The organism is Proteus sp. G2609, from assembly GCF_963896135.1.
Taxonomy (GTDB): Bacteria; Pseudomonadota; Gammaproteobacteria; order Enterobacterales; family Enterobacteriaceae; genus Proteus; species Proteus mirabilis.
Genome location: NZ_CAWQNB010000037.1, coordinates 140,187 through 156,029, shown reverse-complemented (window position 1 = coordinate 156,029; position 15,843 = coordinate 140,187). Strand labels below are relative to the sequence as shown.

General features: G+C 40.2%; 16 protein-coding genes and 1 riboswitch. Of the genes, 4 read left to right on the top strand and 12 right to left on the bottom strand.

Going from position 1 to position 15,843, the window contains the following annotated elements; all coding sequences use genetic code 11:
- A partial coding sequence (tnpA, locus tag AACV01_RS12015) for an IS200/IS605 family transposase (RefSeq protein WP_161682971.1) occupies nt 1–396 on the top strand: 396 nt, incomplete at its 5' end.
- A gap of 182 nt (nt 397–578) precedes the next feature.
- Here tnpA and AACV01_RS12010 read toward each other — a convergent pair.
- The 5 genes from AACV01_RS12010 to moaA all read right to left on the bottom strand — a co-directional run bounded on the left by AACV01_RS12010 (nt 579) and on the right by moaA (nt 3,690).
- Nucleotides 579–1,289 carry a Bax inhibitor-1/YccA family protein gene (locus tag AACV01_RS12010; protein WP_004244477.1) on the bottom strand — a complete coding sequence of 237 codons (711 nt, stop codon included), beginning with the start codon at nt 1,287–1,289 and terminating at the stop codon, nt 579–581.
- 194 nt (nt 1,290–1,483) lie between these two features.
- The gene (gene moaE, locus AACV01_RS12005) at nt 1,484–1,945 is read right to left on the bottom strand and encodes a molybdopterin synthase catalytic subunit MoaE (protein WP_004244476.1); all 462 of its coding nucleotides are present in this window, start codon (nt 1,943–1,945) and stop codon (nt 1,484–1,486) included.
- A gap of 1 nt (nt 1,946) precedes the next feature.
- Nucleotides 1,947–2,192 (bottom strand): molybdopterin synthase sulfur carrier subunit, encoded by a 246-nt coding sequence (gene moaD / locus AACV01_RS12000; protein ID WP_036908239.1) that lies wholly within the window; start codon nt 2,190–2,192, stop codon nt 1,947–1,949.
- On the bottom strand, nt 2,189–2,668 hold the full coding sequence (gene moaC / locus AACV01_RS11995) for a cyclic pyranopterin monophosphate synthase MoaC (protein WP_004247569.1): 480 nt from the start codon (nt 2,666–2,668) through the stop codon (nt 2,189–2,191). Before moaC ends, moaD begins: the two co-directional genes overlap by 4 nt.
- A 41-nt stretch (nt 2,669–2,709) precedes the next feature.
- Nucleotides 2,710–3,690 (bottom strand): GTP 3',8-cyclase MoaA, encoded by a 981-nt coding sequence (moaA, locus tag AACV01_RS11990; protein ID WP_161682969.1) that lies wholly within the window; start codon nt 3,688–3,690, stop codon nt 2,710–2,712.
- Nucleotides 3,680–3,829: riboswitch (molybdenum cofactor riboswitch) on the bottom strand. (Overlaps the previous gene by 11 nt.)
- Nucleotides 3,830–4,117: 288 nt before the next feature.
- Between moaA and AACV01_RS11985 the strand changes: the two genes are divergently transcribed.
- Nucleotides 4,118–5,053, top strand: coding sequence for a gluconeogenesis factor YvcK family protein (locus AACV01_RS11985; protein WP_004244471.1), 936 nt, complete (start codon nt 4,118–4,120; stop codon nt 5,051–5,053).
- 117 nt (nt 5,054–5,170) lie between these two features.
- On the opposite strand, the gene AACV01_RS11980 is transcribed toward AACV01_RS11985, so the two are convergent.
- The 6 genes from AACV01_RS11980 to bioB form a co-directional block, all read right to left on the bottom strand.
- Nucleotides 5,171–6,136, bottom strand: a complete 966-nt coding sequence (locus tag AACV01_RS11980; protein WP_104836313.1) for a DUF1266 domain-containing protein — start codon at nt 6,134–6,136, stop codon at nt 5,171–5,173.
- Nucleotides 6,137–6,319: 183 nt separating this feature from the next.
- On the bottom strand, nt 6,320–8,329 hold the full coding sequence (gene uvrB, locus AACV01_RS11975; RefSeq protein WP_004247566.1) for an excinuclease ABC subunit UvrB: 2,010 nt from the start codon (nt 8,327–8,329) through the stop codon (nt 6,320–6,322).
- 470 nt (nt 8,330–8,799) lie between these two features.
- Nucleotides 8,800–9,486 (bottom strand): dethiobiotin synthase, encoded by a 687-nt coding sequence (bioD, locus tag AACV01_RS11970; protein WP_004244465.1) that lies wholly within the window; start codon nt 9,484–9,486, stop codon nt 8,800–8,802.
- Nucleotides 9,479–10,246 (bottom strand): malonyl-ACP O-methyltransferase BioC, encoded by a 768-nt coding sequence (bioC, locus tag AACV01_RS11965; protein WP_004244462.1) that lies wholly within the window; start codon nt 10,244–10,246, stop codon nt 9,479–9,481. The genes bioD and bioC overlap by 8 nt, the downstream gene beginning before the upstream one ends.
- Nucleotides 10,221–11,384 (bottom strand): 8-amino-7-oxononanoate synthase, encoded by a 1,164-nt coding sequence (gene bioF, locus AACV01_RS11960; protein WP_017827748.1) that lies wholly within the window; start codon nt 11,382–11,384, stop codon nt 10,221–10,223. Before bioF ends, bioC begins: the two co-directional genes overlap by 26 nt.
- On the bottom strand, nt 11,384–12,421 hold the full coding sequence (gene bioB / locus AACV01_RS11955; protein WP_004244460.1) for a biotin synthase BioB: 1,038 nt from the start codon (nt 12,419–12,421) through the stop codon (nt 11,384–11,386). Before bioB ends, bioF begins: the two co-directional genes overlap by 1 nt.
- A gap of 103 nt (nt 12,422–12,524) precedes the next feature.
- On the opposite strand from bioB, the gene bioA reads away from it, so the two are divergent.
- Complete coding sequence (bioA, locus tag AACV01_RS11950) at nt 12,525–13,802, top strand: adenosylmethionine--8-amino-7-oxononanoate transaminase (protein ID WP_161682967.1); 1,278 nt, start codon at nt 12,525–12,527, stop codon at nt 13,800–13,802.
- A 56-nt stretch (nt 13,803–13,858) separates the two neighbouring features.
- On the opposite strand, the gene pgl is transcribed toward bioA, so the two are convergent.
- Entirely contained in the window at nt 13,859–14,848 is a 990-nt protein-coding gene (gene pgl / locus AACV01_RS11945; protein WP_109880427.1) for a 6-phosphogluconolactonase, read from the bottom strand.
- A 148-nt stretch (nt 14,849–14,996) separates the two neighbouring features.
- On the opposite strand from pgl, the gene AACV01_RS11940 reads away from it, so the two are divergent.
- Nucleotides 14,997–15,818, top strand: a complete 822-nt coding sequence (locus AACV01_RS11940) for a pyridoxal phosphatase (RefSeq protein WP_012367674.1) — start codon at nt 14,997–14,999, stop codon at nt 15,816–15,818.
- The last annotated feature ends 25 nt before the right edge of the window (nt 15,819–15,843 follow it).

The following is a 15,843-nucleotide window of genomic DNA, read 5'->3' as shown; positions in this document are numbered from 1 at the left end:
CGCCGTGGCAGACATTGTGTATTCCTGATGCACGTCCATTTGGTCTTTGTCACAAAATACAGGCGAAAAATATTTGATCAGGATGCAATTGAAAAATTGCGAAGCTACTTTGCCAGTGTTTGTGCTGATTTTGATGTTGAACTGGTTGAAATGGATGGGGAACGGGATCACGTTCATTTACTGATTAATTACCCGCCAAAACTGGCGATATCTAATCTGGTTAACAGCCTTAAAGGGGTATCGAGTCGATTACTTCGACGTGATCGTCCTGATATTGCCCAACGTGATTACTACAAGGGGGTTCTTTGGTCGCCGAGTTATTTCGCGGGGAGTTGTGGTGGCGCACCAATATCCATTATCCGCCAGTACATTGAGCAACAGGAAACACCTAGTTAATTAAAAAACCGCGCCTTATATCCCCGACCTGAAGGACGGGATTTTACGGTGCTTTGGGTAAGAATAAACATCTCACGCTATAAATAACGACTTGCTGCCCGTATTTTATAAATACAAAAAATCCCATAACTGAAGAGGTTATGGGATTTAACTATGCGGTTATTAAACGACGCAGTTTATGATTAACGACGATCGCCTAAAATACGCAGTAACATTAAGAACAGGTTGATAAAATCTAAATAAAGCGTTAATGCACCCATAATTGAGTAACGGCGCATATTTTCTTTATCTTCTTGATTAATTTCGCTACCCATATCCTTTAATTTTTGTGTGTCATATGCGGTTAAACCAGCGAAAATCAGTACACCTGCGTAAGAGATAACCATGCTCATCATGCTGCTTTGCATAAAGATATTAACAATAGAAGCAATGATAATACCGATAAGCCCCATAAACAGGAAGCTACCCATCCCAGTTAAACTACGTTTAGTGGTGTAACCATAAACACTTAATGCACCAAACATTGCCGCACAGATAAAGAAAGTGCTAGCAACAGAGGAGTAAGTATAAACAATTAACACACTCGAAATAGTGACACCTGTTAATGCGGAATAGAGCATAAAGAGGGTTGTGGCAAGCGCACCACTCATTTTATGTACCATACCGGATAATATAAAAACTAATGCTAATTGAGCGATAATCAAACCAAAGAAAAAGATCTTATTAGTGAAGATCATCTCAATTAAAGTCGCGCTGGATGCAACATACAGAGCAACAAATGCAGTAAGTAACAGACCTACAGTCATCCAGCCATACACTTGCGCCATAAAGGTTTGTAGACCTGTACCAGTGCGCTGTACGATTGAATCATTTGAACGTGAAAATCGATCCATGATGATTACCCTTTAATCATAGTGATAACGTTGAATTTAACGATAACGTTTATTTCAGTAAAGAGCCCATTATGGACTCATTAGTGATTAATTTTATCACACTAATGTTACATTTCCACGAAATAAACTGTATAGAATGTCACCGTAAAATAAATTTAAGTAAAGTGATGTTGTCTTTGATTTCACTTGATGAATTATTCCCAACGCTTAGCTGAATCATAGTCACTTTGGCGAGCATCAACCCACCTATCTTGGTTAGCTGATAGCCCCTCTTTTTTCCAAAAAGGTGCGCGCGTTTTTAAAAAATCCATAATAAATTCTGCGGATTCAAAAGCACTATGGCGATGTGCGCTGGTCACACCAACAAACACGATCTCTTCACCAATATTTAATTGGCCAACACGGTGGATGACGCTGACTCTTTGTAAAGGCCAACGCGCTCGTGCTTGCTCAACAATGTCATTTAACGCCTTTTCTGTCATACCAGGATAATGCTCTAGAGTTAGCGTATTAACTTCATCACCTAAATTATGATTACGCACTTTTCCTGTAAAAGTGACGACCGCACCATCACTTTCACACTCTGACAACCATTGATATTCATCACCAACATTAAAATGTTCGTTTTGGACTGATATACGGGTCAATGTACTCATCTTAACCCCCTGTTACAGGTGGGAAAAAAGCCACTTCATCACCGTCTTTAATGGCATAAGTGCCTTGAACAAAGGATTGATTTACCGCAGATAACAATTTGCCATCTTCAAGCGCTAATGCCCAACGATCGCCTTTGTTAATTAAAGCACGACGTAAATCATCCACTGTTGAATAATCATTTTGTAATTCCAGTGAATCAACACCCACTAATTCACGCACTTGGGCGAAAAAAAGAACCTTAATCATGCATCCACCTTAAAGTGTCCCGATTTACCACCGGTTTTTTCTAATAAACGCACAGATCCTATGACCATATCTTTTTGTACTGCTTTGCACATATCATAGATAGTCAATGCGGCCACTGATGCGGCAGTGAGAGCTTCCATTTCAACCCCCGTTTTACCTGTTAAGCGACACACTGATTCAATACGCACACGATTTGAGTCTGTAAGGGCTTCTAAATGGACTTCAACTTTGGTTAACAGCAATGGGTGACATAAAGGAATTAATTCCCATGTTCTTTTGGCTGCTTGAATACCCGCAATACGTGCGGTAGCAAAGACATCTCCCTTATGGTGTCGACCTTCGGTTATCATTGCTAAGGTTTCTGCTGACATTTCAACAAAGGCTTCTGCTCGTGCTTCACGTACGGTTTCAGCTTTGGCGCTAACATCCACCATATGCGCTTCACCGGCAGCATTAATATGAGTTAGTTGAGACATGCACAACTCCTGAAATTAACTAAATAACAGAGCGAAAAAACTTATCCACCAATCACAGAAAGATTAGGGGTAATACCACTATCGCCCTGATGAAGAAAATGTGTTTCTCTTTTATGAAGAAGTCCACCCTGAATACGCTGTTGTAGAGCTTGTTGTTGTGCGTCATCAGCCAATAAATCGCGTAAAGGAATACCATTTTCGCCAAATAAGCAAAGATGAAGATTACCAATCGCAGAAACACGTAAACGGTTACAGGTGACACAGAAGTCTTTTTCATAAGGCATGATAAGACCAATTTCACCTTGATAATCAGGATGAGTAAAGACTTGAGCTGGCCCATCACTACGGGCGCGAGGAATTTGTAGCCAACCTTCGTTAAGTAAACGTTGGCGGATCACTTCACCAGATAAATGAAAGCGATTAAAAACATCACTACCATCACCAGTTTCCATTAGTTCAATAAAGCGTAGTTGTATCGCTCTGTCTTTGATCCAATGGAGAAAATCAGACAAGTTTTTATCATTTACGTTGCGCATTAGCACAACATTGACTTTCACTTTGTCATAACCTGCCGTAAAAGCAGCGTCTATTCCTTCCATCACTTGATGGAATTTATCTTGCCCGGTAATGGCATGAAATTGGCGGGGATCTAAGCTATCAACACTGACATTTATCGCACTTAGCCCCGCATCACGCCATTGTGCAACATCACGGGCTAAACGATAGCCGTTCGTTGTCACGGCAATCTTTTTAATGGCTGGGTTTTCATTAATGGTCGCGATAATATCAGTAAAATCTCGACGCATCGTAGGCTCACCACCCGTTAAACGGATTTTTTCTGTGCCTAATTCAGCAAAAGAGTGAGTCAGTCGGCGGATTTCATCCAGTGATAGAAAAGACTTATGACCATTTGGCTTGTAGCCATTAGGTAAGCAGTAAGTGCAACGGAAATTACACACGTCTGTGATTGATAGACGTAAATAGAAAAATTTGCGGGAAAACGCATCAACAAGTTGTTGCATAATAACACCTTTCCAAATTCGGGAGATGCGGGCATTTCTACCGTGCACCCTGGTGACTTAGTTAGTCACGGCCAGAACATCATATCCTTTGGATAAAGCTTGTTGACTTAGATGTTAAGGCTAGGAGTTAATCTTTACCTGTTTTTAACAGGTTCTTATACCAATATTTTATGTGTGGATTTTACCTGTTTATTTAATAAAAAGCGAATATTGTTTTCGTTATATAATTTATAATACAACGACTTACAACACTTTTTTATTTTTATTCTATTTACACTCCCCTTACTCTTCCCTTTTGTTTGTCTAAATAACCAGCAATCGATACTCATTCAAGATTAAGAATGTGATGAAATCACGCCGTGATCATAGGCTTAAATTATAATTGTGATAAATTAGCGGCAAATTTTTAAAAGTGAGTAAGACAATTATGCGAAATCGCACGCTAAGTGATTTAGATCGTGTTGTAGCCCTTGGTGGAGGTCATGGCCTTGGACGTGTGCTTTCAGCACTCTCCTATTTAGGAACTCGCCTTACGGGGATTGTCACGACAACAGATAATGGTGGCTCCACGGGACGTATTCGTAAAGACGAAGGCGGTATCGCGTGGGGAGATATGCGCAATTGTATTAATCAATTAATCACAGAGCCTTCCGTTGCTTCTGCGATGTTTGAATACCGTTTCTCAGGCACGGGAGAGCTTGCTGGACACAACTTAGGTAATCTTATGCTAAAGGCCTTAGATAACTTAAGCGTTCGTCCATTAGAAGCAATTAATCTTATCCGCGGTCTACTTAGAGTCAATGCTCATCTTATTCCTATGTCAGAACAAGCGGTTGATTTAATGGCCATTGATGATGAAGGAAATGAAATATATGGCGAGGTCAATGTAGATAATTTACCGAGGATGCCTCGTCAATTAAAACTCTATCCAGACGTCACCACCACACGAGAAGCCATTGAAGCCATTGAGCAAGCTGATTTAATTTTAATTGGCCCGGGCAGTTTTTTTACCAGTTTGATGCCTTTATTGTTGCTACCTGATTTAGCTAAAGCATTACGTCGTAGCAGTGCCACTACTATTTATATTGGTAATTTAGGTAAAGAGCTTAGCCCTGCGGCTGCAAGTATGACGATGTCAGATAAAATCGCCATGATGGAAACCTATATTGGCTTACAAACTATTGATGCTGTGATTATTAGTCCAGAAACACAATATGAATCAATGAAAGGACGATTAATTGTTCAAGCGCAATTAGAGGCGAAAGATATTCCTTACCGTCATGATAGGCACCTATTAAGTAAAGCTATTGAATTAACACTTCAGCAATTAGGTCAACGTAATACCGCTTGTACAGCGAGTTAATCGTTATACCAATCAAAAAACCGCACTAAAATCATTATCTATCTCAGTGCGGTTAATTAGTCTTTATTAGATTATTTTCTTACTTTAACTGTGTAATTTTGTTTTACAAATAGACAATTAGCTATTAAGTGTTTTTAAAGTAATGCGTTCGCTGATCATTTCTTCTATTTCAGCCAGTGTCATAGGCACATCATTTTTCATAAAACCTAATCCAGCTACGGCTCGTGTAAAAGACATTAAATCTAATGGCGGTAGCTCCATCACCCAGTTTTCTTCTGTCGCTAAGGTATTTTCTGCTTTGAGTATATTTTGTACGACATCGGAAAATGTTTGATGTGATGATGCCCAATTTTGATCACCACTTGCCCATAACCAACGAGTAGCAATAAAGTTTTGCCACATATCTTCCCAACCATCATAAATACGACGTAGCATTGATGCACTCATTAATGACCATGTTTGTGCTTCTTGCTGAGTAATATAACCTTGTTGGCAGCCTTCTAAGCAAAGCTTGTTAAAACGACAAAGATCCCAAATAAGATATTTTACATTTTGGATATTCATTCGATTGGTGTTCATCATATCGATTTGCCATAAACGTTCATTTTTATCATTTTCAGTTAAATCAGATAATAAAATATCGTTTTTTAATGATTGAATATCTTCTTCTTTGCCATTCAAAATCTGGTCACGTAACTGGTAAAAGTCATTGGTATGACCTTGAGTCAGCAACCAAAATAATTGGTAGATTAAATCCCACCGATCATTAACTCCCCAAGCCGCTGATAGCCCACCATCATCTTTACCTTGATTATATTCGTTATACGCCCATTCATTCATGACAGCATAAGGGGCTGCAACATATAATCCCCATTCATTAGGTAATAGCTGATTTACTGAACCTTCCGTTGTTGGAGTAGATAACGCAGGCTCTGGATCTGTTGTTGCTGGCATTGCAGAGGTTGATAATTTATTGTCTTGCACGGCAAAGTTGCGTAACCACTTAAAAAGTACCACGAGGAAAAAAACACCAATAATGACTCCTACAGAGCTTGGAAACCCTGCATACACATAACCACTCATTCACTATCCTTAATGTCTTTTTTATCTTTGTAAATCATTGACTGTTTGTTAGTTGTAATATTTAAACAGTTGATTGCCAGGAAGGGAATAACAAAATAGATAAAAAGTGATAAAGAAATAACAAAAAAGAGCGTTATAAACGTTATAACGCCCCCTGTAAGCTAATCTACTTAAATGTTCTTATTAAGAATTAGCAATAAATTGCGCACGCAAAGTTTGTAATTTATCCCGTGTTTGAGCCGCTTTTTCAAATTCAAGATCTTTAGCATGTTGATACATTTCCGTTTCTAAGCGCTGAATTTCTTTTTCTAATTCAGCCGTAGAAAGTAATGGATAATCTTCATGAGTATCAACCGCTTTATGTCCTTTCTTATTACGGCCTTGAGTCGGTTGACCAATCTTAAGAATATCACCAATTTTCTTATTCAAGCCTTTTGGCACAATGCCATGTTCAAGGTTAAATTGTTGCTGTTTTTCCCGACGACGTTCTGTCTCACCAATGGCTTTCGCCATAGAATCTGTTATTTTATCGCCATATAAAATAGCTTTACCTTCAAGGTTACGAGCAGCACGACCAATCGTCTGAATAAGCGAACGTTCTGAACGTAAGAATCCCTCTTTATCTGCATCTAAAATCGCCACAAGAGAGACTTCGGGCATATCTAACCCTTCACGAAGTAAGTTTATCCCCACCAGCACATCAAATTCACCTAGACGTAAATCTCGGATAATTTCAACCCGCTCGACGGTATCAATATCTGAGTGCAAATAACGTACCCGTTCACCATGCTCTTCAAGATATTCGGTCAAATCCTCCGCCATACGTTTTGTTAATGTTGTCACTAATACACGTTCATTTTTAGCTGCTCGTATACGTATTTCTGATAATAAATCATCAACCTGTGTGGCAACAGGGCGAACTTCAACCACCGGATCAAGTAAGCCTGTAGGTCTAACCACTTGTTCTACAATGTCATTACCTGATTTTTCTAGCTCATATTTGCCCGGTGTTGCTGAGACATAAATGGTTTGTGGTGCTAATGCTTCAAACTCTTCAAAACGCAATGGTCGGTTATCCAACGCAGAAGGCAACCGGAAGCCATATTCCACTAACGTCTCTTTACGTGAGCGGTCGCCTTTATACATGCCGCCAATTTGCGGAATAGTAACGTGTGATTCGTCAATCACTAATAACCCATCAGCAGGCAAATAATCAAATAGCGTTGGTGGTGGCTCACCAGGCCCACGACCAGAAAGATAGCGGGAGTAGTTTTCAATACCTGAGCAATACCCCAATTCATTCATCATTTCTAAATCAAATTGAGTACGCTGGGTAACTCGTTGCTCTTCAACCAATTTGTCATTGGCTAATAGCACCTTACGTCTTTCAGCTAGCTCCTGTTTGATTTTTTCCATCGCATCCAGAATACGCTCGCGCGGCGTAACATAGTGGGTTTTAGGATAGACGGTGAAACGTGGCACATTGTAATGAATTTGCCCTGTGAGAGGATCAAATAGCGATAAACGCTCAACCTCTTCATCAAATAATTCAACACGTAAAGCGTAGTCATCAGATTCAGCCGGAAAGATATCGATCACTTCACCACGGACTCGGAAAGTACCGCGCTGAAAAGCCTGATCATTGCGGGTATATTGCAAATCAGCAAGTCGGCGTAAAATCGCACGTTGGTCAATAATCATGCCATTGCTTAAATGTAGCATCATTTTTAAATAGCTATCCGGATCACCCAAACCATAAATAGCTGAAACTGAAGAGACCACAATAACGTCTTTACGCTCTAAGAGTGCCTTTGTAGCCGATAGACGCATTTGTTCGATATGTTCGTTAACAGAGGCGTCTTTTTCAATAAAGGTATCGGAGCTTGGCACATAGGCTTCAGGTTGATAGTAGTCATAATAAGAGACAAAGTATTCCACCGCATTTTCAGGGAAAAACTCTTTCATTTCACTATAAAGCTGTGCAGCTAGCGTTTTGTTTGGCGCTAATACCATAGTAGGACGATTTAGGTTAGCTATCACATTGGCAATAGTGAAGGTTTTACCTGATCCGGTTACCCCTAATAAGGTTTGGTGAGCAAGTCCATCTTCTAACCCTTCACATAATGAAGCGATAGCAGTAGGTTGATCACCACCGGGTTTAAATTCTGAATGCAGTTTAAAAACTTTGCTCATATTCTTATCTCCTCGCAGACACTCCTTATGATACTGGATAAAAATCCAGCTTCAATCTCTATCTTACAAAAAATAATCTGAATAACGGATTTAAGTTATCCCCAGATTTTAATCAAAAAGTTTTTTAAAAAATCAACCCCTTATTTTAGGGATAAATCACTAAGAGTAAGTTGACGCTTTCGCACTATTGATTTTATTTAACTTATTAATAATAAACAATAAAAAATAAAAGTTGAGAATAACACCAATCTTTAGCAATGCCTTGTATTCTCTATATTTGGCGTATTTTTATTATGGTAATACACAAGGTTATCCACAGGAATAGTGGATAACTGAACAAAGTGCTTATACCACGGTAGGTTACAGCTTTTTTTCTTATTAAAAATAACCCTAATATTTAGCAAAAAAATAATTTTTTTATTTTTTTATACATGAAAATAAGCTGTTAAAATTGACTCAATGATGATGTATCAATGTGATTTGAGATAAGAGAGATCAAGATAAGAGGTAAAATTATGTTGTTTAACGTCTTGTGTTAAATAAGGAATTTTACCTAAAAGTGGTGCTTTAATATGCGCCATTAAAGTAGCTAAATACTGCTGTTGATACCGCCCGGCAGGCTCTACTTCATTTGCTACCCAGCCCGCTAAAGTCAACCCTGATTGCCAAATAGCTTGTTGCGTTAATAATGCATGATTAATACAACCTAATTTAATACCCACCGTTAAAATAACGGGTAATTTTTCTTCAATCACCCAATCTGCAAAGAATTGGTTTGCTGATAGTGGCGTAAACCATCCCCCAGCACCTTCAACTAATACCCAATCTGCGCGTTGTTGCAGATAAGATAACCCCTTCGACATAACCTGAAAATCAATAGGTTGTTTTGTTTCTTCGCTCACAATATGAGGTGAGGTGGGGGTTTCAAAGCAATAGGGATTCACTTGCTGATAAGCCAAAGGGACGCTACTAAACTGTTGCAACGTTAATGCATCACTATTACGTAAACCTTCAGGTAACCATTCGCTACCAGATGCGACAGGTTTATAACCCGCCGTTTGATATCCTTGTTGTGTAGCGCATTGTAATAATGCACTACTTACGACGGTTTTACCGACTTCGGTATCTGTTCCTGTTAAAAACCATGTTTTAGCCATGAGAAATCTTTCCTATAACGAGTTCATAAGTAAGTAAATATTTACCAGAGTCTGTTTTGCGCCAAACTTGCTCTAATTGACGCAGTTTTTGGCGTGTCATTAATCCTTTTGGCCGTTCTCCTTGCACAAAATTCGCGCCTACCCCTTTTAATGAGGCAAAAAGCTCAGGCAATGATGCATATTGTTCTGTCACCTTTTCAGTCACAAATTGATATTGAAAACCACTACAGGCTTGTTCAATCTGTTGGTAAGAGAGGAACGGGTTAACATGTTGGTGGTTATCAAGAAACTGCCAAGCGTCTCGTACCTCTTGTAACGTTGATGTTGCTAACGTAGAAAAATAGAGCGCCCCTTGTGGATTGACGACACTCATTAAGCTATTTACCGCAATGGTAAGATCATCACACCACTGCATAGCTAAATTGCTAAAAACGATATCTATACTGTGGGGGGTGAGCGCACAGTGCTCAATATCACTTTGTAAATAACAATTAGCCCGTTGTTGTTGTCTCGCCACTTGTAACATGGCATGAGATAAATCAAGTGCGATAACAAACCGCCCTTGTTGTCGCCATTTTTGACTGAAATACCCAGTGCCACACCCCGCATCTAGCACCCTATCCCCAGCTTGGTGGCGAGCTAAATACATCAATTTATCACCACTATAACGTTGAATAGAGGCATGATGATCATAATGGCTAGCCGCTTTACTAAAACACTGGGCTATCTGCTGTTTATCTGTTTTGATTGAAGAAACCATGAAGAAGCTCGATTAACATCGCAATGTCGGAAATTTGGTGACGAGTCGTTAAAGTAATGCGTAAACGTGCGCTGTGAGGGGGGACGGTCGGTGGAAAGATCGCTTTTACCCAGAAACCTTCACGTTGTAAATAGTCTGAAAGTTGTTGACAACGTAGTTCATCACCAATAATTAACGGTTGAATGGCTGTTTGTGAAGGTAATAATGTGACTGGAAGTGATGAGACACCTTGACGGAAAAAGCTAATAAGTTGTTGAAGATATTCTCGTCCTTCATCATCTTGTTTAATAGCCTTTAACGCTGCATGTAAAGCAACGGCTTGTGCGGGGGGCATTGAGGTACTGTAAATTAAGTGACGTGAATATTGTTCGAAAAACTCAGCAGTCGCCTTATTACACAGTACAGCCGCACCACTAATGCCAAAGGCTTTACCAAAAGTCGCTATTAATAACTCAGGTTTAATCCCTGCTTCATGGCAACTCCCTTTACCTTCTTTACCTAACACGCCAATACCATGCGCATCATCAACCATTAACCACGCCTGATGCTGTTGACTTATTTCTGCCATAGCCGCTAATGGCGCTTTATCACCATCCATGCTAAAAACCCCTTCTGTCACGACTAAGCTTTTATTCGCAGAGGTTTTATGAAGTCGCTGAGATAGAGATGGCGCAGAATTATGCAAAAAGCGCCATAAACTCGCCGGTGATAAGATAGCCGCTTCCATTAATGAAGCATGACAAAGTTTATCGGCAATGATGGCATCTTCTTTTTCAAGTAATGTCGCAATAACACCTTGATTAGCACTATAACCTGAAGAAAATAATAGCGCATGATCGTACCCTAACCAGTCAGCGAGTTGTTGCTCTAACTGCTGATGGGCCTGTGTAAAACCGGTAATATGACCCGATCCCCCACTCCCTACACCATATTCATTCGCACCACGTTGCCATGCTTGAATAACATCAGGATGTTGGCTTATCCCTAAATAATCGTTACCAGAAAAATTAACATATTTATCACCAGACAGTGTGGTTAAATAGCGTCCATTGCTATGCTGGATCACCTGTCTTTTTCGCCATAATGGCGTATTTCTACGCTCATTAAGTCGCTTATCTAGATAGTTTTGCCAACTCATTACAGTGCCGCGTTATAAAATTGTTCGGTGTCTTTTTCAGCAACAGCTTGTAGCAACACGTCTTCTTGTTGCTGATCGCCCATCGAGACAGATAATCTTTCAGGATTTAAACCAAGCTTACGGAATAATTGGTGATCTTTATCTTCAGTGGGATTCGTAGTCGTTAATAATTTGCAACCATAAAAAATGGAGTTTGCGCCAGCCATAAAACAAAATGCTTGCGTTTGTTCACTCATTTGCTCACGCCCTGCTGAAAGTCGCACATAAGAGCGAGGCATCATAATACGAGCAACAGCAATAGTCCGAATAAAATCAAAGGGATCGACATCTTCATTATCAGCCAGTGGCGTACCTTTAATTTTGGCTAACATATTGATAGGTACACTTTCCGGCGGTTGCGGTAAGTTAGCTAATTGCACTAACATAGCGGCTCTATCTTTGACCTCTTCCCCTAAACCTAAAATGCCTCCAGAGCACACTTTAATGCCAGCATTACGTACTTTATCTAAGGTATCTAAACGGTCTTGATATGTCCGGGTGGTAATAATGCTGCCGTAAAACTCAGGTGATGTATCAAGATTATGGTTATAAAAATCCAGTCCGGCTTGTGCTAAGCGTGAGGCTTGTGAATCATCAAGCTTACCCAGTGTCATACAGGTTTCCATACCTAGCGCTTTCACTTCTTTGACCATCTGCTCAAGATAAGGCATATCACGCTCATGTGGATTACGCCAAGCCGCGCCCATACAAAAACGGGTTGAACCTGCTGCTTTTGCTTTTTTGGCTGATTCAATCACTTGTTGTACTTCCATTAAGCGCTCTTTTTCTAACCCTGTTTTATAGCGCGCACTTTGGGCACAATATTTACAATCTTCAGGACAAGCGCCTGTTTTTATCGACAGTAAGGTGCTGACTTGAATTTGTGAAGGATCAAAATGTTGACGATGCACTTGTTGCGCTTGAAAAACCAAATCTAAAAATGGCATATCAAACAGTGCCCTAGCTTCTTTTAATGTCCAACGTTTTAACGTACTCACAATACATTCTCCTGTTCAAAAGTGATTGCCAGTTTAAATAATAGGGTTATCATGTCAACTAAAATTGATCACGCTAGGTTTACATGATTAACTGGAAAGTAAAATGACACCCGATGATATTGCTTTTGATTTACGCCATATTTGGCACCCTTATACCTCGATGAGTAACCCATTACCGGCTTATCCAATCGTAAGTGCAAAAGGGGTTGAACTCACTTTAGCGAATGGCAAACAATTAATTGATGGTATGTCTTCATGGTGGGCTGCGATCCACGGCTATAACCACCCTGAACTCAATACGGCGGTAACAGAACAACTAGCAGCAATGTCTCATGTGATGTTTGGTGGTATCACTCATCCCCCAGCGGTTGCCCTATGTCGAAAACTATTGGCTATCACTCCCACCCCACTAGAGTGTATTTTCCTCGCTGATTCAGGCTCTGTAGCGGTTGAAGTGGCGATAAAAATGGCATTGCAATATTGGCAGGCAAAAGGTGAAAAACGCCAGCGCATTGTGGCATTAAAACGCGGTTATCATGGTGATACATTTGGCGCGATGTCAGTGTGTGATCCTGACAATTCGATGCATAGTCTCTACAAAGGCTACCTGCCGAATCATCTGTTTGTCGAAGCGCCAAAAACCGGATTTTATCAACCGTGGGACGCTACTGATATAGACGCTTTACGCACCACATTAGCACAACATCATCAACATATTGCCGCCGTGATGCTAGAGCCAATCGTCCAAGGAGCTGGTGGTATGCGCATATACCACCCAGAGTATTTAACACAAGCTCGAGCGTTATGTGATGAATTTAATGTGTTATTAATTGCCGATGAAATCGCCACTGGATTTGGCAGAACCGGTAAATTATTTGCTTGTGAACACGCGGGGATCTCCCCCGATATTATGTGTGTAGGTAAAGCATTAACAGGTGGCTATATGACGCTATCCGCCACGTTAACTACACGCCATATTGCCGATACAATCAGCCAAGGTGATGCAGGTTGCTTTATGCATGGCCCTACCTATATGGGGAATCCTCTTGCCTGTGCGGTAGCGAATGCTAGTTTATCACTATTAGAGCAAGGTCACTGGGTTAATCAAGTCGCCCAAATTGAAGATCAACTTAAAACCGAATTGTTACCCTTAAAGCAAGCAAAAAGCGTTAAAGATGTGCGGGTACTTGGTGCTATTGGTGTCGTAGAAATGGTTGAGCCAGTCAATATGGCTAAACTACAGAAATACTTTGTCAATGAAGGGGTTTGGATACGACCTTTTGGTCAACTGATTTATATTATGCCTCCTTATATTATATCACCTGAAAAGCTCACTAAACTCACTCAAGCAATTGAGAAAGCGGTTAATCTTACCAATTAATTATTTTGTTTTAATATCTCTAGCGGCATCATCTACCGCTAGAGAGCAAGCAATACTTATTTGGTGACTACAGTGACCCACATCGCCCCTTTTCCGACTGGGTAACAAGCTAATTCCGTTAATGCGCCGGTTTGCCTATCAATACGAGAAACAGAGACAAAATCAGATTTCTGACCGCAAGAAATGAGATAATTTCCTGTATTATCAAGATTAAAACCGCGTGGTTGTGTCTGTGTTGTATAATGACCTACAGGTTGTAGATGATCCCCTGCTTCTGAAACTACCATTACACTAATCAAGCTTTCCGAACGTTCACTGGCATAGAGGAAACGACCGTCTGGGGTAATATGGATATCAGCGGCCCAACGTGTGCTATTGAAAGTTTCTGGCACAATATCGATGGTTTGCATTAAACGATAAAGATCACCCATACGGCGATAAACATTGATTGTTGCATCTAATTCATTAAGGCAATAAAACACTTCGCCATTAGGATTGAACGCTAAATGACGCGGCCCTGCATTTATTGCTGTGGTTAACTCTTCGCTACGCGCTTCACTTAAATGTCCCTCTTCTGAAAGATTAAATAGACGAATATGATCTTCACCTAAACAGGGAACAATAAGCTGCTTGTTATGCCAATCAATATTAGAAGAGTGTGGTTTATTTAATCCTTCAATAAGTTGTATCGGCGCTTGAGCAATACCTTGTTGATTAATCGGCAATACCGCTAAGTTACCTTGGTGATAAGAAGGAACAAACAAAAAACGTTCTGTTTTATCCAAGCACAGATGAACTGGTGCACTTGGAATTGCCGTTATTGCTTTTTGTTCTAACTGGCCATCAGGTGCGATTTCAAAGGTCACCACACTAAAATGAGGACGAATGCCAACATAAAGATGTTTTCCATCTGCACTAGCCACCATAGGTTGAACTTGTCCTGCAACCTCAACAACCTGCAGTAGATGCATCTCTCCCGCGCTATTTAATGTATACGCATGGATTTGATGACTCTCTGGACTTGCTACGTAGACTACCTGTTTCATCCTTTCTCCTTAAAATCGATTACCTATTGATTTATAAAGAATAATAACTTAACCAACTGATACCTGTCACGATTAAGCTAGTTTATCTTTGCTAGGTTAACGTGTAACATCAGCATCATTGCATCTTTATACTATCAAGGGGCTTATTATGTCGTACCGCGTTATTGCACTGGATCTTGATGGCACATTGCTTGATGACCAAAAACGTATCCTACCGGGATCTTTAACTGCTCTTAATCTTGCCAGAAAAGCGGGCGTTAAAGTACTCATTGTAACAGGTCGTCACCATGTTGCTATTCATCCATTCTATCAAGCGCTAGATCTTGATACACCCGCAATCTGTTGTAATGGTACTTATCTTTACGACTACCTCGGTAAAAAAGTGCTTGAATCTGATCCTTTAACCCCCGAAGAAACACGCGCGGTACTCGACTTGGTTAAACAAACCGATGTGCATCATTTAGTCTATGCAGATGATGCAATGATGTATGATCAACTTACCGCTGCCGTACAACGTACACTTAATTGGGCTGATACTCTTCCTCTGGCACAACGCCCTAATTTAGTCAAAGTAGATGATTTTTACCAAGCAATGCATCATGTTGATTCTATCTGGAAAATAGCGACCACAACCCCCAATCACGATGAGTTACGTGCTTTAATCGAACAAGTAGAACAACAAGTCGGCTTAGAGTGTGAGTGGTCTTGGGTCGATCAAGTTGATATCGCCAAGAAAGGTAATAGCAAAGGTCGCCGTTTACAGCGTTGGGTTGAAGCTAATGGCATGAAGATGAGTGATGTTATGGCGTTTGGTGATAACTTCAATGACTTAAGTATGTTAGAGCACGTTGGTTTAGGTGTTGCTATGGGCAACGCATCAGATGAGGTCAAAGCACGCGCTAAACTGGTGACTAAAAATAATAATCAGCCCGGTATTGCAGAGACTATTCATAAATATATTTTGTCTTAAATACTTGCTATTCAAACAACAAAGC

Bases quoted from the DNA above. Each gene is read 5' to 3' on its own strand.
- bioC (WP_004244462.1), bottom strand. From the start codon at position 10,246: ATGGTTTCTTCAATCAAAACAGATAAACAGCAGATAGCCCAGTGTTTT.
- moaC (WP_004247569.1), bottom strand. From the start codon at position 2,668: ATGTCTCAACTAACTCATATTAATGCTGCCGGTGAAGCGCATATGGTG.
- pgl (WP_109880427.1), bottom strand. From the start codon at position 14,848: ATGAAACAGGTAGTCTACGTAGCAAGTCCAGAGAGTCATCAAATCCAT.
- AACV01_RS11980 (WP_104836313.1), bottom strand. From the start codon at position 6,136: ATGAGTGGTTATGTGTATGCAGGGTTTCCAAGCTCTGTAGGAGTCATT.
- moaA (WP_161682969.1), bottom strand. From the start codon at position 3,690: ATGCAACAACTTGTTGATGCGTTTTCCCGCAAATTTTTCTATTTACGT.
- uvrB (WP_004247566.1), bottom strand. From the start codon at position 8,329: ATGAGCAAAGTTTTTAAACTGCATTCAGAATTTAAACCCGGTGGTGAT.
- AACV01_RS11940 (WP_012367674.1), top strand. From the start codon at position 14,997: ATGTCGTACCGCGTTATTGCACTGGATCTTGATGGCACATTGCTTGAT.
- AACV01_RS12010 (WP_004244477.1), bottom strand. From the start codon at position 1,289: ATGGATCGATTTTCACGTTCAAATGATTCAATCGTACAGCGCACTGGT.
- bioA (WP_161682967.1), top strand. From the start codon at position 12,525: ATGACACCCGATGATATTGCTTTTGATTTACGCCATATTTGGCACCCT.
- AACV01_RS11985 (WP_004244471.1), top strand. From the start codon at position 4,118: ATGCGAAATCGCACGCTAAGTGATTTAGATCGTGTTGTAGCCCTTGGT.
- bioD (WP_004244465.1), bottom strand. From the start codon at position 9,486: ATGGCTAAAACATGGTTTTTAACAGGAACAGATACCGAAGTCGGTAAA.
- moaE (WP_004244476.1), bottom strand. From the start codon at position 1,945: ATGAGTACATTGACCCGTATATCAGTCCAAAACGAACATTTTAATGTT.
- moaD (WP_036908239.1), bottom strand. From the start codon at position 2,192: ATGATTAAGGTTCTTTTTTTCGCCCAAGTGCGTGAATTAGTGGGTGTT.
- bioF (WP_017827748.1), bottom strand. From the start codon at position 11,384: ATGAGTTGGCAAAACTATCTAGATAAGCGACTTAATGAGCGTAGAAAT.